The organism is Skermanella pratensis, from assembly GCF_008843145.1.
Classification (GTDB): Bacteria; Pseudomonadota; Alphaproteobacteria; order Azospirillales; family Azospirillaceae; genus Skermanella; species Skermanella pratensis.
Genome location: NZ_CP030265.1, coordinates 5480546 through 5506614 on the forward strand (window position 1 = coordinate 5480546; position 26069 = coordinate 5506614).

General features: G+C 67.8%; 28 protein-coding genes. 11 read left to right on the forward strand and 17 right to left on the reverse strand.

Annotated features, from left to right (window positions below; translation table 11 throughout):
* Positions 1 to 50: 50 nt before the first annotated feature.
* The 8 genes from DPR14_RS25185 to DPR14_RS25220 all read right to left on the reverse strand — a co-directional run bounded on the left by DPR14_RS25185 (position 51) and on the right by DPR14_RS25220 (position 6998).
* Complete coding sequence (locus DPR14_RS25185) at positions 51 to 443, reverse strand: hypothetical protein (protein WP_158047595.1); 393 nt, start codon at positions 441 to 443, stop codon at positions 51 to 53.
* Positions 440 to 865 (reverse strand): hypothetical protein, encoded by a 426-nt coding sequence (locus DPR14_RS25190; RefSeq protein ID WP_158047596.1) that lies wholly within the window; start codon positions 863 to 865, stop codon positions 440 to 442. Before DPR14_RS25190 ends, DPR14_RS25185 begins: the two co-directional genes overlap by 4 nt.
* A 136-nt stretch (positions 866 to 1001) precedes the next feature.
* A complete protein-coding gene (locus tag DPR14_RS25195; RefSeq protein ID WP_158047597.1) occupies positions 1002 to 2294 on the reverse strand; it encodes a nucleotide sugar dehydrogenase in 1293 nt (430 codons plus the stop codon).
* A 214-nt stretch (positions 2295 to 2508) separates the two neighbouring features.
* Complete coding sequence (locus DPR14_RS25200; RefSeq protein WP_158047598.1) at positions 2509 to 2913, reverse strand: hypothetical protein; 405 nt, start codon at positions 2911 to 2913, stop codon at positions 2509 to 2511.
* A 70-nt stretch (positions 2914 to 2983) separates the two neighbouring features.
* Positions 2984 to 3934, reverse strand: coding sequence for a hypothetical protein (locus DPR14_RS25205; RefSeq protein WP_158047599.1), 951 nt, complete (start codon positions 3932 to 3934; stop codon positions 2984 to 2986).
* 119 nt (positions 3935 to 4053) lie between these two features.
* Positions 4054 to 5205: a hypothetical protein gene (locus tag DPR14_RS25210; protein ID WP_158047600.1), complete on the reverse strand. Its 1152-nt coding sequence runs from the start codon at positions 5203 to 5205 to the stop codon at positions 4054 to 4056.
* A gap of 243 nt (positions 5206 to 5448) precedes the next feature.
* The gene (locus DPR14_RS25215) at positions 5449 to 6516 is read right to left on the reverse strand and encodes a CsgG/HfaB family protein (RefSeq protein ID WP_158047601.1); all 1068 of its coding nucleotides are present in this window, start codon (positions 6514 to 6516) and stop codon (positions 5449 to 5451) included.
* 59 nt (positions 6517 to 6575) lie between these two features.
* Positions 6576 to 6998 (reverse strand): curli assembly protein CsgF, encoded by a 423-nt coding sequence (locus DPR14_RS25220; RefSeq protein WP_158047602.1) that lies wholly within the window; start codon positions 6996 to 6998, stop codon positions 6576 to 6578.
* Between the two features lie 523 nt (positions 6999 to 7521).
* Between DPR14_RS25220 and DPR14_RS25225 the strand changes: the two genes are divergently transcribed.
* The 5 genes from DPR14_RS25225 to DPR14_RS27595 all read left to right on the forward strand — a co-directional run bounded on the left by DPR14_RS25225 (position 7522) and on the right by DPR14_RS27595 (position 11843).
* Positions 7522 to 7917, forward strand: coding sequence for a hypothetical protein (locus DPR14_RS25225; protein WP_158047603.1), 396 nt, complete (start codon positions 7522 to 7524; stop codon positions 7915 to 7917).
* An 88-nt stretch (positions 7918 to 8005) separates the two neighbouring features.
* On the forward strand, positions 8006 to 8458 hold the full coding sequence (locus DPR14_RS25230) for a (2Fe-2S)-binding protein (RefSeq protein ID WP_158047604.1): 453 nt from the start codon (positions 8006 to 8008) through the stop codon (positions 8456 to 8458).
* Position 8459: 1 nt separating this feature from the next.
* Positions 8460 to 10748 (forward strand): xanthine dehydrogenase family protein molybdopterin-binding subunit, encoded by a 2289-nt coding sequence (locus DPR14_RS25235; RefSeq protein ID WP_158047605.1) that lies wholly within the window; start codon positions 8460 to 8462, stop codon positions 10746 to 10748.
* A 297-nt stretch (positions 10749 to 11045) separates the two neighbouring features.
* A complete protein-coding gene (locus DPR14_RS25240; protein WP_158047606.1) occupies positions 11046 to 11609 on the forward strand; it encodes a manganese efflux pump MntP in 564 nt (187 codons plus the stop codon).
* A gap of 57 nt (positions 11610 to 11666) precedes the next feature.
* A complete protein-coding gene (locus tag DPR14_RS27595; protein ID WP_192499157.1) occupies positions 11667 to 11843 on the forward strand; it encodes a hypothetical protein in 177 nt (58 codons plus the stop codon).
* 398 nt (positions 11844 to 12241) lie between these two features.
* Here the strand turns inward: DPR14_RS27595 and DPR14_RS25245 are convergent, their stop codons facing one another.
* The 4 genes from DPR14_RS25245 to DPR14_RS27600 all read right to left on the reverse strand — a co-directional run bounded on the left by DPR14_RS25245 (position 12242) and on the right by DPR14_RS27600 (position 15233).
* A complete protein-coding gene (locus DPR14_RS25245; RefSeq protein WP_158047607.1) occupies positions 12242 to 12931 on the reverse strand; it encodes a tellurite resistance TerB family protein in 690 nt (229 codons plus the stop codon).
* Between the two features lie 77 nt (positions 12932 to 13008).
* The gene (locus DPR14_RS25250; RefSeq protein WP_158047608.1) at positions 13009 to 13686 is read right to left on the reverse strand and encodes a DUF6064 family protein; all 678 of its coding nucleotides are present in this window, start codon (positions 13684 to 13686) and stop codon (positions 13009 to 13011) included.
* Positions 13686 to 14618 (reverse strand): aldo/keto reductase, encoded by a 933-nt coding sequence (locus DPR14_RS25255; RefSeq protein WP_158047609.1) that lies wholly within the window; start codon positions 14616 to 14618, stop codon positions 13686 to 13688. The genes DPR14_RS25250 and DPR14_RS25255 overlap by 1 nt, the downstream gene beginning before the upstream one ends.
* 75 nt (positions 14619 to 14693) lie before the next feature.
* Positions 14694 to 15233, reverse strand: a complete 540-nt coding sequence (locus tag DPR14_RS27600) for a hypothetical protein (protein ID WP_192499158.1) — start codon at positions 15231 to 15233, stop codon at positions 14694 to 14696.
* 295 nt (positions 15234 to 15528) lie between these two features.
* Between DPR14_RS27600 and DPR14_RS27605 the strand changes: the two genes are divergently transcribed.
* Positions 15529 to 15993: a phasin family protein gene (locus DPR14_RS27605; protein ID WP_192499159.1), complete on the forward strand. Its 465-nt coding sequence runs from the start codon at positions 15529 to 15531 to the stop codon at positions 15991 to 15993.
* A 222-nt stretch (positions 15994 to 16215) separates the two neighbouring features.
* Positions 16216 to 16554, forward strand: coding sequence for a hypothetical protein (locus DPR14_RS25270; RefSeq protein WP_158047611.1), 339 nt, complete (start codon positions 16216 to 16218; stop codon positions 16552 to 16554).
* Here DPR14_RS25270 and DPR14_RS25275 read toward each other — a convergent pair whose 3' ends face one another.
* The 4 genes from DPR14_RS25275 to DPR14_RS25290 form a co-directional block, all read right to left on the reverse strand.
* On the reverse strand, positions 16555 to 17475 hold the full coding sequence (locus tag DPR14_RS25275; protein WP_158047612.1) for an NAD(P)-dependent oxidoreductase: 921 nt from the start codon (positions 17473 to 17475) through the stop codon (positions 16555 to 16557).
* 47 nt (positions 17476 to 17522) lie between these two features.
* On the reverse strand, positions 17523 to 18524 hold the full coding sequence (gene corA, locus DPR14_RS25280; RefSeq protein WP_211103872.1) for a magnesium/cobalt transporter CorA: 1002 nt from the start codon (positions 18522 to 18524) through the stop codon (positions 17523 to 17525).
* A 43-nt stretch (positions 18525 to 18567) separates the two neighbouring features.
* Positions 18568 to 21441, reverse strand: coding sequence for a serine/threonine-protein kinase (locus DPR14_RS25285; RefSeq protein WP_158047614.1), 2874 nt, complete (start codon positions 21439 to 21441; stop codon positions 18568 to 18570).
* Between the two features lie 259 nt (positions 21442 to 21700).
* Positions 21701 to 21856 carry a zinc-finger domain-containing protein gene (locus DPR14_RS25290; protein WP_425500993.1) on the reverse strand — a complete coding sequence of 52 codons (156 nt, stop codon included), beginning with the start codon at positions 21854 to 21856 and terminating at the stop codon, positions 21701 to 21703.
* A 247-nt stretch (positions 21857 to 22103) separates the two neighbouring features.
* On the opposite strand from DPR14_RS25290, the gene DPR14_RS25295 reads away from it, so the two are divergent.
* From DPR14_RS25295 to DPR14_RS25310, 4 genes are all read left to right on the forward strand, one after another.
* Positions 22104 to 23141, forward strand: coding sequence for an ABC transporter ATP-binding protein (locus DPR14_RS25295; RefSeq protein WP_158047616.1), 1038 nt, complete (start codon positions 22104 to 22106; stop codon positions 23139 to 23141).
* Positions 23092 to 24201: an alpha/beta hydrolase gene (locus DPR14_RS25300; RefSeq protein ID WP_246148575.1), complete on the forward strand. Its 1110-nt coding sequence runs from the start codon at positions 23092 to 23094 to the stop codon at positions 24199 to 24201. Before DPR14_RS25295 ends, DPR14_RS25300 begins: the two co-directional genes overlap by 50 nt.
* A 62-nt stretch (positions 24202 to 24263) precedes the next feature.
* Entirely contained in the window at positions 24264 to 24764 is a 501-nt protein-coding gene (locus DPR14_RS25305) for a hypothetical protein (protein WP_211103873.1), read from the forward strand.
* A 104-nt stretch (positions 24765 to 24868) separates the two neighbouring features.
* Complete coding sequence (locus DPR14_RS25310) at positions 24869 to 25453, forward strand: phosphatase PAP2 family protein (protein ID WP_158047617.1); 585 nt, start codon at positions 24869 to 24871, stop codon at positions 25451 to 25453.
* A gap of 3 nt (positions 25454 to 25456) precedes the next feature.
* Here DPR14_RS25310 and greB read toward each other — a convergent pair whose 3' ends face one another.
* Positions 25457 to 26023: a transcription elongation factor GreB gene (gene greB, locus DPR14_RS25315; RefSeq protein WP_158047618.1), complete on the reverse strand. Its 567-nt coding sequence runs from the start codon at positions 26021 to 26023 to the stop codon at positions 25457 to 25459.
* Positions 26024 to 26069: the final 46 nt, after the last annotated feature.

Genomic DNA, 26069 nt, shown 5'->3' on the forward strand with positions numbered 1-26069 from the left:
GATGCCGCCCCGGAAACGTCGGCATCAAGGTTTGCCGGGGGCAGTGGGCATCATTGCTTGGCAGGATTGCGTATCGGATCAAGATATCGCTTGACGTAACCTGCTATGCTTTCCGCCGGTTTCGAACTCTCTTCAACGTCTATGACGTAGTAGGTGAGCTTTGGGTTCTGAGATTCCGAAGCATCGGTGAATTTCTTCATCAGGATAGCCTTGATGTTGCCCAACCTGATGGAGAAGACGGATGAAGTCCCGTCTGCCTCGTAACAGGTCGCCCTCAGCTTCCGGGGGTCTGTTTCCAGGAACCTTATGGTTTCGAGGAAATCCACCGTTCCCTGCTTGTCGGTCATGCGGTCGAGCTTGGCCGCGACTTCGTTCCTGAGGAGTACTTCGCCCCTCGGGAGCGTTTCGGAGGGAGCAGGACCGGGCAACCGTTGGCTTTTCATCTCCTGAACCTCTCCAAGACTTCCGATAGCGTCAATAGGGTGCCGTTGCGTATATCGTCCTCGGCCTTGCGGCACAGGCTGTCCAAGTGAATTTTCGTCACCAGCGCTTCGATGAAATCAGGATCTCCATATCTCATGATATCCCTCTCGTGCCGGTCCGAGTAGAAGATATAGACCCCTGTGACGAGAATGCTTGCCAGGAGCATCCAGAAAGCGCTGGCGTCGGTGTAACCCGCCCAGTCGAGCGTCAGGGTGGCGAGAACCTCTCCGTCCGGTCTTTTGATGACTTCGGTGTTGGTCATCTGGAATACGAGGAATCCCGCGAGGACGGAGTTCACGACATTCATCGAGGATGTGATGAGCGTCCGGAGGGTCGTATTCTCGACCAGATGTCTTAAGAACGCGACCATCCAGCATGGCATTCCGGTATTATCCGGCCAAGCAGGCCGGAAGATGCAGACGACTCTCCATCTAGCGCAAAAGCCCTTGATGATCGAGATTATTCGCGCGACAGGACCGCATGATCCGGCGTGCACACGTATGTGATGGTGGACCCGCTCACAGGCGCCACAGCCGTATGCCCTCCGGCGCCGCGGCCCGGTCCAGGCACGACTTGACGTCCACCGCCAGCCCCCGTCCGCCTTCCAGCAGCCGGGCGATGCCGGGCCAGCCCGCCGCCATGTAGCCGGCGTGGGGGACGGCCAGGATCACGGCATCGGCCGGCGGGAGATCCTCCAGGGGCAGCAGGTCGATGCCGTACTCGTGCCGGGCCTCCGCCGGGTCGGCCAGGGGATCGTGCAGGGCGACGGACACGCCGAAGCTTTCCAGCTCGCGCAGGATGTCGACGACGCGGGTGTTCCGGATATCCGGCACGTTCTCCTTGAAGGTCAACCCCAGGACCGTGACCCGCATCCCGCCGGCACCGCCGCCGCCCTCCCGCATCAGCCGCTTGACGGTTTCCTGCGCGATGAAGGCGCCCATGCCGTCGTTGATCCTGCGCCCGGCGAGGATCACCTCCGGCTGGTAGCCCGCCTGCTCCGCCCGGTGCGTCAGGTAATAGGGGTCGACCCCGATGCAGTGGCCGCCGACCAGGCCGGGGGTGAAGTTCAGGAAGTTCCACTTGGTCCCCGCCGCCTCCAGCACGTCGCGGGTGTCGATGCCCAGGCGCTGGAAGATGCAGGCCAGCTCGTTCATCAGGGCGATGTTCAGGTCGCGCTGGGTGTTCTCGATCACCTTGGCGGCCTCCGCCACCGCGATCGAGGGCGCCCGGTGGATTCCGGCGCGCACCACCCCGCCATACAGGGCCGCGACCCGGTCGAGCGCCTCAGGGCTGGAGGCCGAGACCACCTTGGTGATCGTCTCGAACCGGTGCTCGCGGTCGCCGGGGTTGATCCGTTCCGGCGAATAGCCCACCGCGAAGTCGCGGCCGTATGCCAGCCCGGACCGCGCCTCCAGGATCGGCACGCATTCCGCCTCGGTGGCGCCGGGAAACACCGTCGATTCGAAGACCACGAGGTCGCCGCGCTTCAAACGGTCCCCGACGGTGCGGGACGCGGCCAGCAGCGGCCCCAGGTCGGGACGCTTCGCGTCGGAGATCGGCGTCGGCACCGTGACGATATGGACGGTCGCCTCCGCCAGGGCGGCGGGATCGTCGGTCAGCCCGATAGCGGCCTCCGCCAGCGCCTCCGCCGTGACCTCGCCGGTCCGGTCGTGGTGACGCCGCAGCTCGGCGATCCGCCGGGAGTCGATGTCGAATCCTATGACCCGATGGCCGTTCCGGCCGAAGGCGACCGCGATGGGCAGTCCGACATATCCCAGCCCGACGATGGAGACGGCGTGATCGCTGCGCATGGACCCGGTGTCTTTCGGTCTGGAGGAGGGCGGGAACGGACAGATAGCAGATAGGCGCCCCCGCGGGAAATCCGATGGGCCGGCCCTGCCAAACGAAAAAAGCCCCGGTGCGCGGGGTCGCGCACCGGGGTTTCAGTCTGGCTAATGTCGCACTCTCGTGCGTGCACGGCCCCCCTCTCATGCCTCGACGGCAAGGGCCCATGCCTGGGAACGGCTACCGGACGGTCCTGACGGAGACCTTGGCTCCGGTGCCGAATTGGGTGATGGTGACCGGCGGGGCGTTCCGGTCGGCGGTCACGTTGCTGGAGAACGCGGCCTCGTGCCGGCTGCCGGTCTGCGTGATGGTCGCCGCCATGGAGCCGGCCTGGAAACCGGTCGCCTGGTTCCGGCTGCCGGTCTGGTTGACCACCGCGAAATTGCCGGACCCGGTCTGGACGAGGGATGTCTCGTTCCGCTGTCCCTTCTGCCGGGTCTCGAAGAAGTTGTTCGATCCGTGCTGCGTGACCGTGGCCGCATTGCCGTGCCCGATCTGGTCGATATAGGCGCTGCCGGAACCCGCGACGGCCGGAGCGGAGCCGAGCGCCGCCAGGACAAGGGCGGAAAACAGGAACTTGCGCATCGTCGCCTCCGGGCTGGAAGAGTGAGGAAGAAGGGGGGAAGCCCGGAGGCTTCCCCGGAATCGGCAGGGATCAGTTCTGCTTGACGGCGGACTGGTTGCCGTTGCCGACCTGGGCCGTCGAGCCGTAGTTGCCGTTGCCGGCCTGGGACATGCCGGAGCGGTTCTGCGAGCCGACCTGCTGCACCAACGACTTGTTGGCGTCGCCGTTCTGGTACTGGAAGGAAATGTTGGCTCCACCCTTCTGCGTCAGGTCCAGGAGGTTGCCGTCGCCGAAAGTGGCCTGCATTCCGAAGTTGCCGGTGCCCTCCTCCTGGGAGATGCCCGCCAAGTTGTCGTCGCCGACCTGGATCTGCCCCGCGAAATTGGCGGCGCTGATCTGGTCGATCTGTGCCAGGTTGCGGTTGCCGGCCTGGGCCTGCGCGGCGACGTTGTCGCCGCCTTTGGATTTGGCGGTACCGGCCCTGGAGGTGGCGATGGCTTGGTTGTCGTCGCCCGACTGGAACTGGGCCGCCAGGTTGCCGTTCGACGAGTGCCGAATGTTGACCTTGTTCCGGTTGCCGTTCTGCTGCTGGTACGCCTGGTTGCCCTCGACGTCGGGCTTGGCGAGGGTTCCCTTCTGGACCAGGATCGCCTGGTTCGAAGTGCCATCCTGGAGGACGACCGAACCGTTGCCGTCGCCCACCTGCGTCTGCCGGCTCCAGTTCTTCGTGCCGCTGACGGCGGCCGACGCGCTGTTCCCGTCGCCCTTCTGGTACTGGAAGGACCGCGAGTCATAGCTGATCCCGTCCACCGGGGTGGAATACTGCAGGTACCCGTTGTCGGTGCCGGTCTGCGACATGGAGGCGGAGTTGCCGTCCCCTTCCTGGGTGACGGTGATCTCGTTCCGGCTGCCGCTCTGGGCCGTGTCGTTGAAGTTGCCGTTACCGATCTGGTCGATATAGGCGTAGTTGTTGTCCGCCAGCACCGGCCCGGCGGCTGCGAGGGCGGCGAGGGCCACCGTGGAGAGAAGAATTTTCCGCATGGTCGTTCAGCCTCTCTTGCGTTCGTAAGCGCCGGTCGCTGGCCGGCTTGAATTCGGGGGACGGGTGGAGGAAGGGACGCGCGGGAGCGTGGCGGCTCCCGCGCCGGTCCGCTTCAGCTTCAGCGCTGGGTCACGGTCGACCGGTTGCCGGAACCGTTCTGCGTCACGTGGGCGGCGTTCTTGGAGTGGTACTGCTCGACCTTCGAGTTGTTGCCGCTGCCGGTCTGCGAGACCAGCGCGTAGTGCTCGGAACCGTTCTGGAGGGTGGTGGAGACGTTCCACGAGCCGGCCTGCGTCACGTCCGACTTGTTGTCGTCGCCGAACTGGTACTGGTAGGAGAAGTTGCCGCCGTGGCCGGACTGGCTCAGCTTGGCCAGGTTGTCGTCGCCTTCCTGCAGCTGGAGGCCGTAGCTGAGAACGGCGGTGCCCTGGGTCATGCGGGCCTCGTTCGAATCGCCCGCCTGGACCTGCTCGCCCTTGCTCAGGTTGCCGGTCTGCGTGATGTAAGCCTGGTTGAAGTCACCGACCTGGGTCTGGTAGGCTGCCAGCCCGAAGCCGTCGGCCTTGGCCTCGGCGCGGTTGTGGTCGCCCCTCTGATACTGGTCGATCAGGCCGAGCGTGCCGCCCTGCGTGTTGACGATGGCGATGTTCACGTCACCGTTCTGCTTCTGCTTGGTGGTCAGGGACGAGCCGGTGTTCTGGTAGGCGATGGCGTCGTTGTGGTAGCCGTCCTGCTCCTGGTCGATCAGGTTGTTCGAGCCGATGCCCGGCTGACCGGCGACGGCGTAGTTCTCGACGCCGTCCTGGTCCTGCAGGATGGTCTGCCGGGACCCGCCTTGCTGGGTCGCGATCGCGTAGTTCTTGTGGTTCTTCTGCTCCTGCGAGATCCGGTTTTTGCTGCCCGCCTGGGTCGCTTCGGCCTTCTGCTCGGTGCCGGACTGGGTCTGGTCGATGCCGTAGACGGTGGTGCCGAAGAAGTACGTGGTCACGGGCCGGTTGTCGGAGCCGGACTGGACCGCCGTGGCAAGGTGGTCGGAGCCGGTCTGCGTCTGCGTCGTGTTGTTGCGCGCGCCGGTCTGCGTGATGTAGGCGTCGGAGCCGTTGCCGCCGGACTGGGTGACCGTGCCCTTCAGGTAGGAGCCGGTCTGCCTGACGTCGGCCATGTGATTGTTGCCGACCTGATCGACATAGGCCGAGTTGCTGTCCGCCAGCGCGGCGCCCGAGACGGTCAGCGCGGCGAACGCGACGGTGGAGAGAAGAAGAGTACGCATGTTCTTGGACCTTTCCTCGACTCTTACAGAAATAACGACCAGCAGAATGGTCTAACCAAATCACGAGCAGGCAGGCGGAAACTTGGAACTCCTGCTTGTTGCAGGAATACCGATTGATTGAAGAAGCCGACTCGAAATGGTCTAACGAATTTTCTTTTTGGAACCTCCCGCAGGCCGGAGGCGGAAAACTGTCCGGACCCACGGGTGTTCGCTGATTGATTTACGATTGTTTCGGCAGGCGGATCATTCTCTGACCGAGGGTGCCGCGGGGATCGGGCTGCGGCCGTCGGGCAGCACGTAGACCGGGGCCGGAGGGGCGGGCGGCAATCCCGGCTGCACTTCCGGCTGGATCCGGCCTTCCGGGCTGGGCCGGACCTGGGGCTCGTCGCTCGGCGGCGGCTCGATCCGGGTGCCGTTCTGGCCGTTCCGGTACTCCTCCAGCGTGGTCTTGACCGAGGTGACCCCGAACACGCCGTCCTTCTGCTTCCAGTGGCGGTCGATCAGCGGCTGGGCCAGCGCCTGGTCCTTCAGGCTCCAGTAGCCGTCCACCAGGCCCTCGACCACCAGGGAGTAGACCGCCTTCTCGATCGCCTGGCGGACCGCCAGGGTCGGCGGCTCGTTGGTGGTGAAGCCGGTCTCGACCTCAAGCAGTTCCTTGAAGCCGACATAGCGGAACGCGCCGCCCTGGGCGCCGACCGAGTAGATCGTCTTGGTCGTGCTGACCGACTTCAGGATTTCTCCGGTCTGCACCGCGATGGCGCGGAGATAGACGGTCACCGTGTCGCGCCGGTACTTCACGTCGCCGCCGATGCCGAGGAACCTGGCGCCGAGGCCGCCGGTGAAGGTGTTGCTGTCGTAGCCGATGATGCCGCCGTCCAGGATGATCCCGGCGAAGCTCATGGGCGGCAGCGGCGGCTGGCTGCGTCCGCCGTACTCCTCGCGGGTCGCCCGGATGATCTGGCGTTCCTGGAGGACCGAGGGGAGCGAGGCCCGCTCGACGGTGGTGAACCATTTGCGGCCGCCGGCCTTCTCCAGCGCCTGGACCAGGATGGTGGCGCCGCCCTGGGTCACCGCCCGGCTGTACTCGGAGAAGTTCTCGTTCGGCTTGTTCTGGCCGGTCAGGTCGTCGAACCGGTAGACCGCGACCGACAGCTTGCGCGCCGGCTCGGGCAGCGAGGCCAGTTCATCGAGGCTGACGGTCTGCTGCTCCAGCATGGGCTGTTCGGACAGTGCCAGTTCGGGGTGGGTCGAGGCGCAGGCCGACAGGGCGACCAGGCTGGTCGCCACAAGGGCGAGTTTCCTGAAATTCATGATCGGAGGTCTCCGTCGTCATCGATTGTCCGCGGGTTCTGGATGAGGTCCGGAGACGCTCAGAACCGGGGGATGGTGATGACGGAGGTGCCGCCGCCGCCGCTCAGGGTCAGGTTGATGTCGTTGCCGGCGCGGTTCCATTCGATGATCTGGTCATCGATCACGACGCGGCCCGCGTCCTGCGCGTTCTCGCCATAGATCTGCTCGGAGATCTGGCTCGCGACGCGGCTCAGGATGCTGGAGCGGATGATGCGGGAGAATTCGTCCTGCTGGGTCGTGGCGCCGTAGCTGTAGTCCTTGGCCGACGGGTCCTTGTACTTGTCGATGGCGCTGGCGATGCCGAGCAGATGGGCGGAATTGCCGGGATAGCCGCCGAACGAGGGATTGACCGGCTGGTAAACCAGTTCTCCTGCGGACGTTGAAGCAATACCAGCGGTCAGAATGAGAGTTGAAATGAGAGAGTATTTTGCGATCTTAGCCATTGTCGTCCCTATTTTTTAGTTACTGACCATTTGATGTCAGTACCGGGTCGATTTTCATTGCCGGGCTTGGTTGTTCGTAGTCGCCGGCATGACCAAGACACTACCGATTAATAGTATTTTAGCAAAATGCTCGTGTGAGAATAAAAAGCATATAAAGTTTTATACTTTCTCGAAACGGAACTCCTCCCCGGAGCTTCTCGTTGTGAGCGCCAACCGCTCCACAGGTTAACAAAGTGTGAATGCGTACCGGGGTAGCCGCCCCCCGGTCGCGGTTCCCTTCCGGCAGGCCGGGGTCGTACCCCTCGGGGGCCTCGCCGTCGCAAGGCTTCCGTCGCAAGGCTCCTGCGGGTCGTCCGGCAACTGGACAGCATACCCGGTGGATCGTCATCTCCCGAAACTGATTTTCCGCATGGCAGGCGGCTGACAGGTCTGTCCTTTTCCACGGCTTCAACAAGGAACCCGGGACTTCTTCAACCTGTTCCTCCGGTTCCGGCGCAAGGCGCCTTGGTGGGAGACAGAGAGCATGAGAAGCACAGCACTGGGCGCTGCCTTGGCCGCCGGCGTCCTGGCGGTCCTCGCTCCGGGCGGAGCCCGGGCCCAGGACGTCAAGGAGACGGTCTGCGCGCAGGGGACCTATTCGGAGCCGTGCCCCCAGGTGATCTGGTGTCCGGCGACCAATTGCGGGATCGGCATTCCGCAGCCGGACGGGGGGCTCGAAATCATTTCCTCGACCGAGAAGAAGATGGACGGCACGTCGCGCCGCCCGGTCCAGGCCGGCAAGCCGATGACGCTGGAAAGCATCACCGGCCGGGTGATCGTCTTCGAGTGGGAGGATGCCGGGCAGGTCGGGCAGGCGGGATCGGACCTCACCATCAAGGACATCCTGTACGTCGTCATGCCGCCCGCCGGGTCGGGCTGAGGGCCGGACCGATCCGCGCACGGGGCTGGGGCTGCGCTCCGCACCGGGGCCGAGCCATCGAACGGCATTCACACGGAAAGAATATTCCATGATCAAGTTGCGCATCAACGGGCAGGACAAGCAGTACGACGGCGACGGGGAAATGCCGCTGCTGTGGTACCTGCGGGACGAGCTGGGGCTGACCGGGACCAAGTTCGGCTGCGGCATCGCGTCGTGCGGGGCCTGCACCGTCCATCTGGAAGGCGAGGCCGTGCGGTCGTGCCAGACCCCGGTCAGCGCCGCCGAGGGCATGTCGGTGACCACCATCGAGGGCCTGGACCCCGAGGGCAACCACCCGCTCCAGAAGGCGTGGCGCGCCCAGGCCGTTCCCCAATGCGGCTATTGCCAGACCGGCCAGATCATGCAGGCGGCTGCCCTGCTGAAGCAGACCCCGAACCCCACCGACGAGGACATCGACAGCGTGATGTGGGGCAATATCTGCCGCTGCGGCACCTACACCCGCATCCGCAGCGCGATCCGCGCCGCGGCGAAGGAGGCCTGAGATGGCGGCCACCCGACTTTTCAATTTCAGCCGGCGCGACGTGCTCAAGGGCATCGTCGCCGGCGGCGGCCTGGTGCTGGCGGCGCGGATCATGCCTTTGGGCAGCTCCGTCGCCCAGACCGCCGGGGCCTATGGCGCCGCCGCCATGCCGCACGGCACGGTCAACAACCCCAACGCCTTCATCTCGATCGGCAAGGACGGCATCGTCACCATCGTCTGCCACCGGTCGGAGATGGGCCAGGGCGTCCGCACCGGCATGCCGCAGATCGTCGCCGACGAGCTGGAGGCCGACTGGGCGCGGGTGCGCGTGGTCAACGCGCCGGGCGACGAGGAGAAGTTCGGCAACCAGGACACCGACGGGTCGCGCAGCACCCGGCACTTCATGCAGCCCATGCGCGAGGCGGGGGCGGCTGCCCGCATGATGCTCGAGGCGACGGCGGCCAAGCGCTGGGGCGTCGAGTCCGGCGAGGTCGAGGCGCGCAACCACGAGATCGTCCACAAGGCATCGGGCCGCAAGCTCGGCTACGGCGAACTGGCCGAGGAGGCGGCGACCCTGGAGGTCCCGGCCAACGACCAGCTCCGCCTGAAGAACCCGGGACAGTTCCGCTACATCGGCAAGCCGATGCCGCTGGCCGACGGCTTCGACATCACGGTGGGCAAGGCCCAGTACGGCTTCGACACCTGGATGGAGGGGATGAAGTACGCGGTGGTCGCCCGGCCGCCCGTGTTCGGCGGCAAGGTCGCCTCGGTCGACGACAGCGAGGCGCTGAAGGTCCCCGGCGTCGAGAAGATCGTCCGGATCGAGGGCACCCCGGCGCCCGCCAAGTTCCAGCCGCTGGGCGGCGTCGCCGTGATCGCGAAGAACACCTGGGCGGCGATGAAGGGCCGCGAGGCGCTGAAGATCACCTGGGAGGACGGGCCGCACGGGTCCTACGACAGCGAGGCCTTCCGCAAGCAGATGGAAGAGACCGCGCGCAGGCCGGCCAAGGTGGTGCGCGACGACGGCGACGCCGAGGCGGCGCTGGGCAAGGCGGCCAAGAAGGTCGAGGCGGAGTACTACATCCCGCACCTGGCGCAGGCGCCGATGGAGCCGCCGGCCGCGACGGCGCGGATCGCCGGCGGCAAGTGCGAGGTCTGGTCCTGCGTCCAGGCGCCCCAGGTCACCCGCACCGACGTGGCGGAGCGGCTGGGCATGAAGGTGGAGGACGTGACCGTCCATGTCACGCTGCTCGGCGGCGGCTTCGGGCGCAAATCCAAGCCGGATTTCGCGATCGAGGCGGCGCTCCTGTCCAAGGAGATGGGCGGCGCCCCGGTCAAGCTGCTGTGGACCCGCGAGGACGATATCCGGCACGGCTACTACCATACCGTCTCGGTCGAGCGGATCGACGCCGGGCTGGACGACAAGGGCAAGGCGGTGGCGTGGCGGCATCGCAGCGTGGCCCCGACCATCACCTCGATCTTCATGCCGGACACCAAGCACCAGGGACCGTTCGAGTTGGGCATGGGGCTGGTTGACGTGCCGTTCGACATTCCCAACCTGCGCTGCGAGAACGGCGAGGCCGAGGCCCACGCCCGGATCGGCTGGTTCCGGTCGGTGTCGAACATCCCGCACGCCTTCGCGATCCAGTCCTTCGCGGCCGAGCTGGCGGCGGCGGCCGGCAAGGACCAGAAGGACTATCTTCTGGAACTGCTGGGACCGCCGCGGGTGGCGGCGCTGGAGTCGCTCGACACCCTGTGGAACTACGGTGAATCGACCAAGGTCTATCCGGTCGATGTCGGCCGGTTGCGCCACGTGGTCGAGCTGGTGGCGGAGAAGTCGGGCTGGGGGCGCCAGCTGCCCAAGGGCCACGGCCTGGGCATCGCGGCGCACCGCAGCTTCGTGACCTATGTCGCGACGGTGGTCGAGACGGTGGTGGCCGAGGACGGCACCCTGACCATTCCCCGGGTCGACGTGGCGGTCGACTGCGGCAACGTGGTCAACCCGGAACGGGTGCGCGCCCAGATGGAAGGGGCCTGCATCATGGGCCTCAGCCTGGCTCTGTCGAGCGAAATCTCCTTCAAGGAGGGCCGCGTGGTCCAGGGCAACTTCGACGACTACCAGGTCGCCCGGATCGACCAGGCCCCGCGGGAGATCAACGTCCACATCGTGCCGTCGAACTGGGACCTGGCGCCGGGCGGCGTCGGCGAGCCGGGTCTCCCGCCCTTCGCGCCGGCCCTGACCAACGCCATCTTCGCGGCGACCGGCAAGCGCATCCGCCGGCTACCGATCGGCGACCAGCTCAGGGCCTGACGGCAGGGTACGGAGGACGGAAAAGGCCGGGCGCATCCCGGGACGGCACCGGGGATATTTGAACAGCTGTTCAGATTGACAGGTGCTGTTGCCGCCACTAAGGTGCGCCCGACCATTGGGGAGTAGCCACCCTCCTGCGGGAGGGGTTCGCGCCAACAGACTCGGGGATAGCCCGTGGCGCGTGCGGCAGCCGGACGTCAGGTTCGGAGGCTCGGCGAGACTGATGGCACGACCGCCGCCCGAAGGCCAACCGGGTGCGGGCGTGCTATCTCGTTTCGTCTGGCCGGAGACACCCGGATGTTCGGCGCCACTTCGTTCGCGCTCGCCTTCAGCCTTTCCATGGATTCGTTCGCCGCGGCATTGGGACGCGGCGCCGCCCATTCGCGGCCCGGCCTGCCCGAGGCGCTGCGCGTCGGTGCCACCTTCGGCGCGTGCCAGCTCGTGATGTCGGTGGTCGGCTGGGCGGTCGGTGCGTCCTTCGCCGAGGTGGTCCAGGGCATCGACCACTGGATCGCCTTCGCGCTGCTTCTCCTCATCGGCGGCAGCATGGTCCGCAACGCGCTGGCGGGAGAAGCCGACGACGGCGCCGCGGCCAGGCGATCCGGCTGGCTGTCGCTGCTGGCGACCGGCGTCGCCACGAGCATCGACGCCAGTGCGGTCGGCGTGGGCCTCGCCATGGCCGACGTGGACATCGCGGCGACGGCGACGGTTGTGGGAGTCGTGACTTTCCTGATGGCGTTCGGCGGCGTCATGCTGGGCCACGTGGCCGGTCCGCTGCTCGGGCGCCGCGCCGAATTGATCGGGGGGCTTGGCCTGATCGGCATCGGCACCAAGATCCTACTCGAACACCTGAAGTCGTGATGCATATTGCCCGGTACGTATCGGACGCAAGACCATCAAGAGCCTGGAGATCCTGCCATGTGCTGCCGCATAGCCGTCGAACGAGCCTTTTCCGAGATGAAGGCGTCCGGAGCCCCCGACCGGCACGCACTTGAGGCCGCACTGATCATCCACCGCTTCCACCATCCCGAGATCCCGTTCGACGAGGCGCTGACGGAAGTGTCGCGGTGGACCGTCGGACGCCTGGTGCATTAGAGCTGTGCCCGATCAGGTCGATCCGGCCAGGGCAGCCGGGCCGATGCGCTGGGCCACGGCCCAACGCATCGCGGCGAATGGAACGGCAGGCCGCATGGACCGGAGCGGTTCAACCTGTTCGGAAACCGCTCTAGTGGCTCGGCACAGGGGTTTTGATTGATTTATCGTAGGTCGGCCTCAGCCGAAGGCCGACGCCGACAGCGTGGCCGGAGCCTTGACGCAGGGCGTCGGCGTTCGCCCTGACGGGCGAAGGCCGACCTACCGCACTCCGCTCCGCCGAACGTCATCAAAAACACTGTGCGGGACAACTAGGCGCCCGGTGCATTGACCGCCCGGTCCGGGCGGGCGTGGGAGGCAACAGGGGCGACAGGATGCCGCCCCTCGGGTCGATCCGCTCCTTACGAAGCGACGCTGTCCAGCTCCCGGCGGCGGTCGTCGGGAATGTTCAGGCGGCTCGCCAGGAAGTCCAGGTAACGCCGCTCGGTCTCGGAACCGCCGCGGATCGCGATCTCCGATGCCAGATAGACCTGTTCGGCGGTGTCCTGGTCCTTGACCTGGCGGATGATGTCGTCGGTCGAGCGGGGCTGGCGGATCTCCTGCTCGACGATCTGCCGCTCCTCCGGCCCGGCACCTGCCTTGTCCAGGTGCTGCACGATGCGCTGGCGCTCCTCGGCGGTGATCTGGCCGTCGGCGTTCGCCGCGGAGATCATGGCGCGGATCAGCAGCAGGGCCTGGTCCTCGTTCATCTGCGGTTCCGCCGGGACCTCCTTGGTCGGCTGGAACACGCCGAGAGCGTCGAAGATCGGGGCGAAGGGACCGCTGGCCCCCGCCTTCGGAGCCGGCTCCGCCGGGGTGGCCGCCGCCTGCCCGCCGCTGCCGCTGCCGCTGCCGCTGTCCCGATAGGTCTTGTAGGCGAGATAAGCCAGCGCCGCCATGCCGGCCTTGCCGCCCAGGCCCATGCCGCCCTTCGTCCTGCCGCCGCCGAGCAGCATCGGCGCCGCGGTCGCCAGCGCGGCACCTCGTCCGCCGGTCCGTCCTGCAAGCCCGGATACCAGCATCGTGCCGAGCACCTTGGTCAGATTGGCCATGTCGGCCTCCCGTATCTTGTTTCGCTGGATCGTTAACGATTGCCGGCCTCCGAGGTTCAGCATGCCCCGGGGTTCTGTCACCGCAGGTCGGCTAGAGCGTCATGTTCGCGATTTCTACGGACAGCGATCACCAGGGCCGCCAGCGCCGCCGCCGGTGGGACAAGGGCGTCGGGGGCCTCCATCGTCCACAGCGTGGCGCCGCTGGCCATGCACCACAGGACGGGGATGACCATCAGACCCCAGCGCCACGGGCCGGACGCGAGCGCCGCGATGCCGAGCGTGCCGACAGCGGTGGGATCGGGCGTCATGGCGAACACTTCCACCTGCGCCCAGTCCCGCCCGGCCAGCACGCCGGCCAGCGGCTGCACCGCCAGGGCGAAGAAGAACAGGCCGAGCCGCCAGGGGCGGCCGGCGGCGAGATCCAGCTTTCCGCCGAGGGTGCCCACGACCACCAGCAGCACGGCCTGGACCAGGAACAGGCCCGCGAACCATGTCGCCGCCCAGTTGATCGTGGCGTAGCGGGTATAAAGGAAGCTCCAGGCGACCCAGGCCCAGCAGGCCGCCAGCAGGGCCGCGACGATGCGGCCCCGCGCCGGGCCGCCGCGCGCCGCCAGCGCCAGGATCGCGACGCCGGCGGCGAGCGCCGCCAGATGCGCCGGCCACAGGCTCCCGTTGTGAAGCTCGAACAGGCGGTAGTAGGTGCGCGGCGAGAACAGCAGGAAGTCGGAGAGCGTGTAGGTCCACCACTCCGACATCAGAGATCCTCGACATGGGCCGCCATGCGCCGGCGCATCGCCTCGTCCGGCATCGGCCCGTGCGCGGCGGCCATGTTTTCCCGCACATGGTCTATCCGGGTGGTCGCCGGGATGGCGCAGGTGACGGCCGGGTGCGAGATGATGAATTTCAGGAGCAGCTGCGCCCAGGTTTCGCACCCGATCTCCGCCGCCCAGCCGGGCAGCGCCTGCCCTTCCAGTCCGCGGGTCAGGGCGCCCTGGCGGAACGGCCGGTTGACGATCACGCCGATGCCGCGTTCGGCGGCCAGCGGCAGGATGCGCTCCTCCACCTCGCGGTCCAGCACGTTGTAGCTGACCTGGACGAAGTCGAGCGGGTAGTCGCGCATGATACGCTCGAACTCGCCGTGGCGCCGGCCCTCGGAGGTGGTGATGCCGACATACCGCAGCCGTCCCTCCGCCTTCATGGCGAACAGGGTCTCCAGGTGCCGTTCCCACGAGAGCAGGTTGTGGACCTGGAGCAGATCGAACCGGGGCACGTCCCAGAGGCGGCGCGATTCCTCGATCTGGCCGGGACCGGCGGCGGGGGACGAGATCCAGACCTTGTCCGCCGAGAACAGGGCCGGCGGGCCGCCGAGCCGGCCAAGCCCGTGGCCGATCACCGCCTGGGACGAGCCGTACATGGGCGAACTGTCGATCATCCGCCCGCCGGCCTCGAAGAAGGCGGCCATCACGTCGGCGCACTCGTCTCGCAGGACCGGGTCGTCGCCGACATTGAAGGTGATCCAGGAGCCGAGCCCGACAGCCGGGATCGACTCGCCGCTCGACGGGATCGGCCGCGTCGTCGGCGGCTCGGCTTGCGCCCTGCCCGAGGAGGGCGCCAGGACGGCGACCGCCCCGGCCGCCGTCATCAGGCCCAGCAGGGAGCGGCGGCTGAGTTTCGGCGTCAAGGTCATCGGGCGGTCTCCATTCCGGGAAATCAGGGCCGAGGACGGCCGGTTTCCCTGAGATGGACCTCCAGGCCGCCGGAGTCAGGCCGGATCGTCGGGTTTCTTCGCGGCACGCCCCTCCGGCACCGTTCTATCCCCGGTCCGGGCACGCCTGGACGGGGACAGGACCTTGAACCGCTCGAGTTGGTCCGGCTCGTTGTAGCCGCCCAGGAACAGATCGCCCAGCGCCCTCCGGCTGAGCGCCCGGACGCGGTTACGAATGGCGTTGCGCAGCGCCTCCTGGCTCATCTGGCAGCGGCGGCAGAGCTTGCGGAGCTTGCCGCTGGCGTCGCCGGACAGCCGCACGAGACGCACGGTCACCGGCATGTCGCGGACCTCGGCGTATTCGACCACGTTCGGCCAGGCGGCGCGGCGCCCGCGCCGGTCGCGCCAAGTCTGGTCGTCGGCATCGAACCAGCGTCCGTCCGCCAGGCAGCGCACCACCGTGCCGTGCTTCCGCCCGCAGTCCCGGCAGCGTTCGTTGGCGCTGACCGGGGTCGTGTCCGTATAGCGCACGCTCTCGCCCGAAGGGTCGAGCTGCGGCCGGTATGAAGCCTTTCGCCGTCCTGCGCTGCTCATCATGTCCCCTCGACCACGCGGCCACCATGCCACACCCGAACCGTGGCGGCTATGGCCCTCCCTGCTCACAGGGATTAGACCATTGGTCATAGGCATCCGTGCCGAAACACGTCCTTGCGTACAGCTCCGGCGGTTTTCCAGAAAAATGCACTCTGGCTACGCACGATTCCTCTTGAACCGGAAGCCGATCCCTCTCATGTTGCAGTGCAGCAAGAGACCAGCCCCGAACGTTCCCCCAGGGGGGACGGACCCGGCATCTCAACGCAACCAAATCATCATCTTCTTGGGAGACGCTTTCATGAATACGTTCACTCCGTTCAAGGTTCCCGGCTTCGAGCAGTTCAAGGTTTCCGGCTTCGAGCAGTTCAAGGTTCCCGGCTTCGACTTCAACGCCATGTTCGACATCCAGCGCCGCAACGTCGAGGCTCTGACCGCCGCCGGCCAGACCTTCGCCCAGGGCATGCAGACCGTCGTCCAGCGCCAGGGCGAGATCGCTCGCCAGTCCATGGAGCAGTTCCAGGGCCTCCTGTCGAACGCCGCGCCGACCGCCAAGGTCGAGGACACCATCATCAAGCAGGCCGATCTGGTCAAGGCCGCCTACGAGAAGAACGTCTCGAACGCCCGCGAGCTTCAGGACATCGTCTCGAAGGTCACCAACGAGGCTTCGGACATCCTGAGCCGCCGCGTCGTCGCCAGCCTGGACGAGATCAAGGCCGTCGCCCAGCCGAAGAAGGTCTCCGAGCGCACCGTCAAGGCCGCCTGAGGCAGGGTTCCGGGCCCTTACCGGGCCCGTCGGGAGCCGAGAACTTCAAATTGTACCTAATTCAAACGGTGACAATGTCGGGTTCTCGGTCCGCTTTGCTGGAATAGTGACTCGGTTGTGGTAGTTTCCACTGACCGAACGGATACTGAGGGACCGGTTTCCGGCCCTGATCTTCACCGCGACGCGGCACCTTGCCAGGAGCCGGGGATCCATAGGGAGAACATGATGCGCGACATCGCCATTACCCTCGAGCAGGCCGCCCATTGGCTGAATTGCAGCACCACGAAGGTCAAGGAATATCTGGCGGCCGGTCGTCTGCGTGCGTTCGAAGGCAAGTCGGGCGATGCCGCCAAGGTTATCTCGCTGAACGCGACCGTGATCCTGGCCGAAAGCCTTCCCCCGGAAGCCGGCATCTTCCAGATCGCCGAGAAGCGCGACTACGACTCCGCGCCCCGGCCGCGCCAGGCCGGCATGGGCCGCGAGCGTCCGCCGCTCGAAGTCGTCCGCACTTCCGGTCCGATCGTCGAGCGCCGTCCGCTGCGGCCTTTCGTAGCTCGCTGATCAGCCCGGCTTACCGGCGTCGGCCTCCGGCACCAGCGTGGTGCCGTTGAGGCCCGCCGTGATGTCCGACAGCATCGGCACATAATCGTCGCCGTGCCCGCCGCCGACGGCGAGCGCGTAGGAATTCCGGACGGCCGCGCCGAGCGGGTTGGCGACGCCGGCCGCGTTGGCGAAGGACGACATGTAGGTCATGTCCTTCAACGCGTTGCGCAGCGTGAAGCGGTGGGCGTTCCGGTCGCGCTCCAGCACAAATTTGAAGAAGGTCTGGTAGAACCCGCAGTCCATCCGGCCGCCCCGGATCACGCTGTCGAACACCGCCGGCTTCAACCCCGCCTTGGCGCCCAGGGTCAGCGCCTCCGAATAGAGCGCCGCGTAGCCCATCGCCAGGAAGTTGTTGAGCAGCTTCATCGTGTGGCCGGTGCCGGTCGGCCCGGTCTCGATGATGCGGCCGGCGAAGCAGTCCAGCACCGGGCGCGCCCGAGCGACGGCGTCGGGTCCGCCGCCCACCATCACGTCGAGCGTGCCTTCCCAGGCGTCCTTGGGCGTCCGGCTGAGCGGCGCGTCGATCAGGGTGATGCCCTTCGGCTCCAACTCGGCCGCCAGACGGGTGGTCACCGCCGGCTCCGACGTCGAGCAGTCGACGATGAGCAGCGGCTTGCCAGCCGAGGCGAGGCCGTCCGGCCCGTTGATCACCGCCTCGACCTGCGGGCTGCCGGTCACGCAGAGCACGACGATGTCGCAGGCTTCCGCCAGGTCGCGGGCGCTGCCGGCCTCGGCGGCGCCGCGCTGCTTCAGGTCATCGACCGGCTCGCGGTTGCGGTGGCCGAGCACGGTCAGCGGATAGCCCTTGCCGACGATGTTGGCTGCCATGCCATGGCCCATCAGGCCGACGCCGACGAAGCCGATTCTTTCCTTGCCCATGGATGTCTCCCCTCGATTGTTCTTTGCGGGTGGTTGTTCAACGCTTGTCAGAGCCATCCGCTCCGCTTGAACCGCAAATAGAGCCACAGGCACACGCCCAGGATCACCGCGACCGCCGCCGGATAGCCGTAGCGCCAGTGCAGTTCGGGCATGTGCTCGAAATTCATGCCGTACAGGCCCGCGATGGCGGTGGGGACCGCCAGGATGGCGGCCCAGCCCGCCAGCTTCTTCATCACCTCGTTCTGCCGGATCGAGACGATCAGCAGGTTGGCCTCCAGCGCCGAGGCCAGCAGCTCGCGCAGGTTCTCGATCCGCTCCGAGAGCCGGGTGGTATGGTCCTGCACGTCCCGGAAATAGGGCTTCAGATCCTCGTCGATCAGCGGCACCTCGACGCGCGCGAGCCGGCCGGCCATCTCGATCAGCGGCGTCACCGAACGCCGCAGGACCTGGAGTTCGCGGCGGATCTCGTAGATGCGGGCGATCCGCTCCGGGGAGAAGGCGGCGGTCAGCACCTCGGCGGCGGTCTCCTCGACCTCCGTCTCCAGCGTCTCGACGATCGGGAAATACTTGTCCACGACGAAGTCGATGATCGAGTAGAGGACGAAATCGACGCCCTTGCCGAGCATCCTGGGCACCGTCTCGCAGCGCTTGCGAAGCTCCGCGTAGGAGGACGACGCGCCGTGGCGCACGGTGATGACATAGCCGTGCCCGATGAAGACGTGGGTCTCGCCGCACTCGACCCGGCCCGACCGCAGTTCGGCGGTGCGCAGCACGACGAACAGCGATTGCCCGTAGGCTTCCAGCTTCGGCCGCTGGTGGGCCCGGTGGGCGTCCTCGACCGCCAAGTCGTGCAGGCCGAACCGCGCCTGGACGGTGTGCAGCAGCTCCTCGCTGGGCTCCAGCAGCCCGATCCAGACGAAATGGTCCGGCTGATCGGGCGGCTCCGCCTGGTCGATGCTCACCGAGCGGTTGCGATGACCCCCGATATAGAGGGCGCTGTCGACCACCATGTCCATGGAGCTGTCCCGTCGCGCGCAAAGCGCGATCATAGGCACGTATGCGCCGACCTGTCGAGCGACGGCGCCGTGCGCCTTACTTCCGGCCCGACAGCGCCGCCTCGAAGTCGCCCAGGAGCTCGATCATGTCCTGGTGGCGCTCGGCGCCGCGAAGCGACAGGCCCTTCAGCAGGACCTTCTCCACCGCCGGCGGGATCGCGACGCCCAGGCGGGATGGCGGTATCAGGTCGTCCTGCTCGATCCGGGCCAGCGCGTCGGCCGGCATCTGGGCGGCGAGCGTGCGGTAGAGGGTGGCGCACAAGGCGTAGACGTCGGTCCAGGGTCCCTGGCGGCCGCCGGCGTTGTACTGCTCCAGCGGGGCGTAGCCGCGCTTCAGGATCACCGTCAGGTTCTGCTCTCCCTGGGAGAGGGCCATGCGGGCAGCGCCGAAGTCCAGCAGCTTGGAGCGCTTGTCGTTGGTGATGTAGATGTTGTCCGGGCTGATGTCCCGGTGGAGCACGTTCTTCTCATGGACCCGCGCCAGGCCGCGCATCACCGGCAGGATCACGCTCAGCGCCTCGCCGAACGGCAGCCGGCCGCCGCGCTCGTTCAGCACCTCCTGCAGCGAGCGGCCCTCCAGGTATTCCATCACCATGTAGGCGGTGCCGTTCTCGGTGAAGAAGTCCAGCACGTCGACGATCTCCGGCGTGGTGCGGAACTGCGCCAGCAGGCGCGCCTCGTCCAGGAACTTCTCCATCCCGGTGCGGTACGGCCCGGCCTGCTCGGCCCCGCTGGGCGCCACCAGCGAGCTGGCGGGCATGCGAACCGAATACATGGAGGGGTAGTATTCCTTCACCGCGACGAGCGCGTGAAGCCGCTCGTCGCGGCCGACATAGGTGATGCCGAAGCCGCCCAACCCCAGCACCCGGCCGATCCGGTAGCGTCCGGTCAGCATGACGTTGGGAGCCAGGATGAAGCCGTCGCGCTGGCTCGGCACGTGGCGGTAGCCGCACGCGGGGCACATGTCGGTGAAGCCGGGGGCGAAGCAGCTCGGGCAGACCCGGACCTCGACCGCGGGCGTCCCCAGCCGGGTGGCGCCGGAGCCGGCCATGGCGCCATGGTCGAGCAGCCGGGTCGCCGCCGGCTCCGCGGGTTTCGGCTCTGTGCCCCGGCCCGCCACCCAGTCGCCGCGGCTCTCGGTCGTCCGCGGCTCCGGCTGCGGCACGGCGGCCAGCAGCTCCTGGAGGGACGCCAGCTCGCGCTTGCGTTCGGCCGGGTCGGCCAGGTCCGACACCACCAGCGTCTCGAAGCCGTTGCGCGCGACCAGGGCGAACAGCCGGGTGCGCGCCATGTCCAGCGGCCGGCCGGGGGTCAGCAAGCCCTGGGTGCAGAGCTGGGCCAGCTTGATCACCCGCTGCCGCAGGCTCAGCTCGGGATTGTCCAGCTTCTCCAGGATGCGGTTCTCGGTCAGGAAGTCGGTGAAGACCGTGTCGACCATGTGGAGCAGCTTGGACCGGATGTCGCCGGGAAGCTGGGCGGCGCTCAGCAGGGCATGGGTGTTGCTCAGCACCTTCATCTTCTGGACCGGGTGCGATCCGCTGTCCACGAAGCTGCTGATCAGGCGCGGCCGGGCCGCCATGTCGTCCAGGGCTTCCAGCATCAGGCGGGGCTGGCGCTGGGCCAGCGGCGACTGGGCCAGCGCCTGGATATAGTTGATCTTGCGCGCCGGCTCCCCCATCAGGGCCAGCAGCCTCGCCATCGCCTCCTTCAAGCCGGCGAGACCGCCCTGCTCCTGGGTCCGCGCGTGCCGCGAGGTGATCGCCTCCGCCATCTCGGGCCCGCCCTCGACCCCCTGCTCGGTCACCAGCCGGTCGAGCAGCGCCATGAAGGAGGACGCCTTGGCGTCGCGCGCGGACGGGCGGCTGTCACCGAGCTGGACCTGGATGTGGAACAGCGCCGCCCCGCGCGCCTGGGGCAGCCGGCCGGCGTCGAACTGGTGGGCCAGCGCCCTCAGGTTGTCGGGCAGCGAGGCCAGCAGCGCCGAGGTCTCGTCGCCCCGGACCACGTCGTACAGCCGGCACAGGCGCAGGCTGGGGTCGGCATCGGATCCGAACAGCTCGCGGACGGCGGCGCCAGACGCGAACAGGTCGGCGACCAGCCCGTCCAGCACGGCCGCCGCCTTGTCGTCGACCGGTTCATAGAGCCAGTCGGTCAGCCGCGACAGCTTGCCGGCCCAGTCGCGAGCCCCCAGCAGCTCGGTGCAGGCGGCATGGGTCAGGGCGAAGCGGGCATCGTCGGGCTTGCCGGCCGCCTTGCCTCCCTTGGCCGCTCCTTTGGCCCCGCGCCCCGAATCGCCCGGCCCGGCCTTGCCGAACCGTTCGGCCAGCGGCGCGAAAGCCTGGCGGGACTTGAAGTTCCGCTGGTAGGTGCCGCGCGCGGCGCGGGCGCGGGCCGCCATCTCGTCGATCCGCCGGTTCAGCGCGTTGCGCGCCCCGGCGGCGTCGCCGCCGGTCAGCCGGGCATGGCTGCCGGCGGCGGTGGTCACCGCGCTCTTGATCAGCGGGATCACGGCCAGCAGCTTGTCCGCCTCGTCGGCGCAATGGAGCACCTCGCTGACCAGCAGCATCTTCTGGTCGAGATAATCGGCCAGCAGGCGGCGGATCGTCAGCCGGCTTGACAGTTCGTAGTAGTTTTCGAGCGACTCGCAGAAGGGCGCCTCGATGCCGTCGGCGATCCGGACCTGGGTCAGCGGCATCGACGTCTTCATCACCTCGGAGACGACGACGCCGACGCTGCCGCCGTCCTGCCGGAGGATCTTCTTGGTGATCCGGACGCCGGCCGTGGTCGGCTGGAGCATCAGCCGGTCCGCAGCACTCTTGGCCTGATCCTCGTCATCCAGCAGATGCTCCAGCATCCACTGTTCGTCGCGGAAGATCAGAACCTCGTAAGCGGACTTCTTTTTGCGCAGCATGGCCGGACAGAAGGAACTGAAACGCCGACCGGGCGCGGAAGCCGTTGCACCGTCCTCCGGGAAATCCCTTCGGGCGATTGCACCGCGACAAGTCGAATCAATTCCAACTTATTGTTCCAGCATCGAACAGTAAAGCGCCGCGTGACGGCGGCGGCCACCTTTCGCCGATTGGCCGCAGGCGGATCCCCCGATACCCGGACCGGTAACCGGTTCCCGCCGGCGGCCAACCGTTGAAAGGTGGCCGCCCGCCCGGCTGCCGTCAGTGGCCGTGCCCGGCCTTGGCGCCCGGCTTCAGGACGAAGCGGCGTCCGCAGTAGGGGCAGTCGGCGCGGCCCGAGTCGCTGAGCGTCAGGTACACCATGGGATGGCCGAGCGCGCCGCCGCCGCCGTCGCAGCCCACAGTTTCCGTCTCCACTTGAATTGTTTCTGTCGGCTGCATCACCTATGTCCCTGTCTTGAGTCCGGCGCGCCGCTGGAACGCCGCCCCGGCATGTCCTGACGGCCGCCGGGATGATACAAGACGGCGCTGCCCGATCAACGCGATTGTTGGTACCCGCGTACCGGGGCCGCGGCCCGCACCGCCGCCCGTGACGCAACCGCCCGTGACGATGTCCGCCAGGAGAATCCGCCCTGGCATTGCCCGAAGAAGAACCGGTCCGATCATGAACTCGTCCTCCACCTCCCTCCCGGCCGCCGAACCGAGGCTCCCCACCACGCCGCTGCCCGCCTGCGCGGTCGAGGTGCGCGGCTTGACCAAGACCTACAAGGCGGCGGGCCGGGCGCCCGCGAAGGAGGCGCTGAAGGGGATCGACCTGGCGATCCCGCGCGGCTCGCTGTTCGGCCTGCTCGGCCCCAACGGCGCCGGCAAGTCGACGCTGATCAACATCCTGGCCGGGCTGGTCAACAAGACCGGCGGCGAGGCCCGCATCTGGGGCCGCGACATCGACCGCGAGGCCCGCGCCTCCCGCGCGGCGATCGGCGTGGTTCCCCAGGAGCTGAACATCGACCCGTTCTTCACCCCGCGGGAGCTGCTGAACCTCCAGGCCGGCCTGTACGGCGTGCCCAAGCAGGAGCGCATCACCGAGGACCTGCTGAAGGCGGTGGGTCTCCAGGACAAGGCCGACGCCTATGCCCGGACCCTGTCGGGCGGCATGCGGCGGCGCCTGATGGTGGCCAAGGCGATGGTGCATTCCCCGCCGGTGCTGGTGCTGGACGAGCCGACCGCCGGCGTCGACATCGAGCTGCGCCAAATGCTGTGGGAGCAGGTCCGGGTGCTCAACCGCGCCGGCACGACGGTGCTGCTGACCACCCACTACCTCCAGGAGGCGGAGGAGCTGTGCGATACCATCGCGATCATCAACCACGGCCAGGTGGTGGCGATGGACAGCACGAAGGCCCTGCTGCGCCGGCTCGACAGCAAGGCGCTGGTCATCCAGCTCGACCGCGACCTGGCGGCGGTGCCCGCCGGGCTGGAAGGCTTGCAGGTCGAGCTGCCGGAGCCGCGCCGGCTGGTGGTGCGCTACAAGCCGAGCCGCACCCGCGTCGGCGACGTGCTGGCGGCGATCCAGGCGGCCGGGCTGACGATCCAGGACCTCAGCACGGTGGAAGCCGACCTGGAGGACATCTTCCTCCAGCTGACCCGGGGCTCCCATGACGCTGAGGCCGGCGATCCGGCCCTGGTTCCGGGATCGCGGCGCTGACCGGGGCCGCGCGCGGATGGCGCCGCCGTCCCGGGCCGGACGCCCGCGGGCGCGGATCGCGCTCCTTGCCGCGCTGCTGCTGGCGGCAGGGTGCTCCGCCACCTTCCAGCCGAGGGGACCGATGGTCCGGGCACCTGACCTGACGGCGGAACGGATCGTCACGCCGGACGGCGTGGCGCTGCCGATGCGCGTCTGGACGGCGGAACCGGGCGGGCCGCCGATCCGCGCGGTCGTCCTGGCGCTGCACGGGTTCAACGACTATTCCAACGCGTTCGAGGGGGCCGGGCGCTTCTTCGCGGCCCACGGCCTCGCGACCTACGCCTACGACCAGCGCGGCTTCGGCGCCCACGACAGGCCCGGCATCTGGCCCACCGCGGACACCCTGGTCGCCGACCTGCACACGGCGGCGGTGCTGGTGCGCAGGCGGCATCCCGGCCTCCCCCTGTACCTGCTGGGCGAGAGCATGGGCGGAGCGGTGATCCTGAGCGCGCTGGCCGGTCCGCCCCCGCCGGGGTTCGAACCGCTGGAGCCGGCGGGCACGATCCTGTCTGCCCCGGCGGTGTGGGACCGCGACTCCATGACCACGCTCCAGCGCACGGCGCTCTGGGTCAGCTACCGCACGGTCCCGTGGCTGCGGCTGACGGCGCCGCGCGAGCTGAAGATCAAGCCCTCGGACAATATCGAGATGCTGCGCGGGCTGAGCCGCGACCCGCTGGTGATCAAGGGCACCCGGGTCGACGCGGTCGAGGGGCTGGTCCGGCTGATGAGCCGCGCCTCGGCGGCGGTACCGAGGTTGCCGGCGCCGGCCCTGGTGCTCTATGGCCGCAACGAGCAGGTGATCCCGCGCGCGCCGATCGAGAAGGCGCTCGCGGCAATGCCCCGCCGCGTGCACGTCGCGGTCTACGATCAGGGCTATCACATGCTGATGCGGGATCTCCAGGGGGAGACGGTGCTGCGCGACATGGTCAGCTGGATCGGCGATCCCTCGGCGCCCCTGCCCAGCGGCGCCCACCGTCAGCCCTTCTCCGAACCGGCGGGCACCGAGATGGCAGGCCGGTGAATGGACCTTCTCGGCACGTCGCGGGTTTCCCCTTGACGGTTATGACGATGGGAGGAAGCGGAATGGCTGACACGCTACGGGACGGCGCGGGAGCGTCCGGCCGGGGCACGGCGGCGCGGGGAAGGTTCCGGCCGCTGGCCGGGTTCGTCGCCGGGTTCATCGGGGTCCTGGTGTTCCACCAGGCGATGCTCGGACTGCTTCACCTCGCCGGACTGACCGCGGGCCAGCCCTGGACGCTGCGGCCGGTACCGCCGCTCGGGATCCCCGCCGTGCTGTCGGCGGCGTTCTGGGGCGGCGTGTGGGGCATCGCCCTGGCCGCGGCGGAGCGGTTCTTTCCGCGCGGGGCGGGCTACTGGCTGGCCGCCTTCCTGTTCGGCGCGGTCCTGCCGACCCTGGTCGCCTGGTTCGTCGTCCTGCCGCTGAAGGGGATGCCGGCCGGGAACGGCTGGCAGCCGGCCGGCATGCTGACCGGCGTGCTGGTCAACGGCGCCTGGGGATTGGGCACGGCATTCATCCTGTCGCGGTTCTCCACCGGGCGGCGGAACCTTACCAAGGCGGTATGACGGTATCGGATGCTCCGGTCCGGAACCGCTTGGACAGTTGAATAATCAACTGTTTTTCGGGAAAACTGCGCACATCTTCCAGAACATCCTCGTGCGCCCCCGACATGATGCATACCGTTACGAGCCTCGGCGATTCCGGGCTGCTGCTGCCCGCTTCCGTCTGCGTGTTCGCCTACCTGCTGTGGCGCGGCGCCCATTCGGTGGCGCTGCTCTGGGCGGCGACGCTTGCGATCGGGCTGGGCACCACGCTGGTCGCCAAGCTGGGCTTCATCGCCTGCGGAAGCTCCATCGGCCTGGCGGCCCTGGAGAGCCCGAGCGGGCACACCAGCTTCGCGGCGATCTTCTTCGGGTGCTGCGCCCTGATCGCCGGGTTCGGCCGACCAGCCTGGCAGCGCCTCGTCATCCTGGCGACCGCCGGGACGGTGATCCTGCTGGTGGCGATCAGCCGCGTCGCCCTGAGGGCCCATACGGCGGAGGAGGTGGTCGGCGGCCTGGCGATCGGCTGCGCCTGCGTCGGCCTGTTCGCCTGGGCCCACGCCCGGATCGATCCGCCCGCGGTGAGGCTGCGCCCGTTCGCCGTGGTCTTCGCGGTGCTGGTGGTCCTGCTGAACGGCCACAGCCTGAGCGCCGAGCCGCTGATCCGCGACATCGCGCACAAGCTGCGCATCACCATGGATGTCTGCGGTTAGGGATCAGGGGGCCGGCTGGCGGGGCGGCGGATAGCCGATCGCGACCACCTCGATCTGCTCCGGTCCGGCGGGGGTGCGCAGGTCGACCACGTCGCCGACGCGCGCCTTGAGCAGCGCCTTGGCGACCGGGGAGATCCAGCTGATGCGCCCCCGGTCCAGGTCCGTCTCGTCGATGCCGACGATGGTGACGGTGCGTTCCTCGTCCCGTTCGTTGGCATAGGTGACGGTGGCGCCGAAGAAGACGCGGTCGCGGTTCTTCTGGGCCGAGGGGTCGACCACCTGCGCCGCCTCCATCCGCTTGGTCAGGAAGCGGATGCGCCGGTCGATCTCCCGCAGGCGCTTTTTGCCGTAGATATAGTCGCCATTCTCCGAACGATCGCCGTTGCCGGCGGCCCAGGAGACGACCTCGACCGTCTTGGGGCGCTCGACCCGAATGAGTTGCCTGAACTCGTCCTGGAGTCGCTGGAAGCCCTCGGGCGTTATGTAGTTCTTGACACCCGCCGGCCGGGTTTCCTTCTCGTCCGGCAGATCTTCATCGGCGTCGCTTTCGCGGACGAAGGCCTTGCTCATGGCGTGCGGCTTTTTCCAACTGGTTGCATCGGTCCCGGCGGTGCAG

Bases quoted from the DNA above. Each gene is read 5' to 3' on its own strand.
- DPR14_RS25250 (WP_158047608.1), bottom strand. From the start codon at position 13,686: ATGTCGGAGTGGTGGACCTACACGCTCTCCGACTTCCTGCTGTTCTCG.
- DPR14_RS25200 (WP_158047598.1), bottom strand. From the start codon at position 2,913: ATGCGCAAGTTCCTGTTTTCCGCCCTTGTCCTGGCGGCGCTCGGCTCC.
- DPR14_RS27605 (WP_192499159.1), top strand. From the start codon at position 15,529: ATGAATACGTTCACTCCGTTCAAGGTTCCCGGCTTCGAGCAGTTCAAG.
- DPR14_RS25235 (WP_158047605.1), top strand. From the start codon at position 8,460: ATGGCGGCCACCCGACTTTTCAATTTCAGCCGGCGCGACGTGCTCAAG.
- DPR14_RS25310 (WP_158047617.1), top strand. From the start codon at position 24,869: ATGATGCATACCGTTACGAGCCTCGGCGATTCCGGGCTGCTGCTGCCC.
- DPR14_RS25275 (WP_158047612.1), bottom strand. From the start codon at position 17,475: ATGGGCAAGGAAAGAATCGGCTTCGTCGGCGTCGGCCTGATGGGCCAT.
- DPR14_RS25230 (WP_158047604.1), top strand. From the start codon at position 8,006: ATGATCAAGTTGCGCATCAACGGGCAGGACAAGCAGTACGACGGCGAC.
- DPR14_RS25195 (WP_158047597.1), bottom strand. From the start codon at position 2,294: ATGCGCAGCGATCACGCCGTCTCCATCGTCGGGCTGGGATATGTCGGA.
- DPR14_RS25220 (WP_158047602.1), bottom strand. From the start codon at position 6,998: ATGGCTAAGATCGCAAAATACTCTCTCATTTCAACTCTCATTCTGACC.
- DPR14_RS25185 (WP_158047595.1), bottom strand. From the start codon at position 443: ATGAAAAGCCAACGGTTGCCCGGTCCTGCTCCCTCCGAAACGCTCCCG.
- DPR14_RS27600 (WP_192499158.1), bottom strand. From the start codon at position 15,233: ATGATGAGCAGCGCAGGACGGCGAAAGGCTTCATACCGGCCGCAGCTC.
- DPR14_RS25285 (WP_158047614.1), bottom strand. From the start codon at position 21,441: ATGCTGCGCAAAAAGAAGTCCGCTTACGAGGTTCTGATCTTCCGCGAC.
- corA (WP_211103872.1), bottom strand. From the start codon at position 18,524: ATGATCGCGCTTTGCGCGCGACGGGACAGCTCCATGGACATGGTGGTC.
- DPR14_RS25255 (WP_158047609.1), bottom strand. From the start codon at position 14,618: ATGACCTTGACGCCGAAACTCAGCCGCCGCTCCCTGCTGGGCCTGATG.
- DPR14_RS25300 (WP_246148575.1), top strand. From the start codon at position 23,092: ATGACGCTGAGGCCGGCGATCCGGCCCTGGTTCCGGGATCGCGGCGCT.
- DPR14_RS25205 (WP_158047599.1), bottom strand. From the start codon at position 3,934: ATGCGGAAAATTCTTCTCTCCACGGTGGCCCTCGCCGCCCTCGCAGCC.
- DPR14_RS25270 (WP_158047611.1), top strand. From the start codon at position 16,216: ATGATGCGCGACATCGCCATTACCCTCGAGCAGGCCGCCCATTGGCTG.
- DPR14_RS27595 (WP_192499157.1), top strand. From the start codon at position 11,667: ATGTGCTGCCGCATAGCCGTCGAACGAGCCTTTTCCGAGATGAAGGCG.
- DPR14_RS25190 (WP_158047596.1), bottom strand. From the start codon at position 865: ATGCCATGCTGGATGGTCGCGTTCTTAAGACATCTGGTCGAGAATACG.
- DPR14_RS25295 (WP_158047616.1), top strand. From the start codon at position 22,104: ATGAACTCGTCCTCCACCTCCCTCCCGGCCGCCGAACCGAGGCTCCCC.
- DPR14_RS25210 (WP_158047600.1), bottom strand. From the start codon at position 5,205: ATGCGTACTCTTCTTCTCTCCACCGTCGCGTTCGCCGCGCTGACCGTC.
- DPR14_RS25225 (WP_158047603.1), top strand. From the start codon at position 7,522: ATGAGAAGCACAGCACTGGGCGCTGCCTTGGCCGCCGGCGTCCTGGCG.
- DPR14_RS25245 (WP_158047607.1), bottom strand. From the start codon at position 12,931: ATGGCCAATCTGACCAAGGTGCTCGGCACGATGCTGGTATCCGGGCTT.
- DPR14_RS25305 (WP_211103873.1), top strand. From the start codon at position 24,264: ATGGCTGACACGCTACGGGACGGCGCGGGAGCGTCCGGCCGGGGCACG.
- DPR14_RS25240 (WP_158047606.1), top strand. From the start codon at position 11,046: ATGTTCGGCGCCACTTCGTTCGCGCTCGCCTTCAGCCTTTCCATGGAT.
- DPR14_RS25215 (WP_158047601.1), bottom strand. From the start codon at position 6,516: ATGAATTTCAGGAAACTCGCCCTTGTGGCGACCAGCCTGGTCGCCCTG.
- greB (WP_158047618.1), bottom strand. From the start codon at position 26,023: ATGAGCAAGGCCTTCGTCCGCGAAAGCGACGCCGATGAAGATCTGCCG.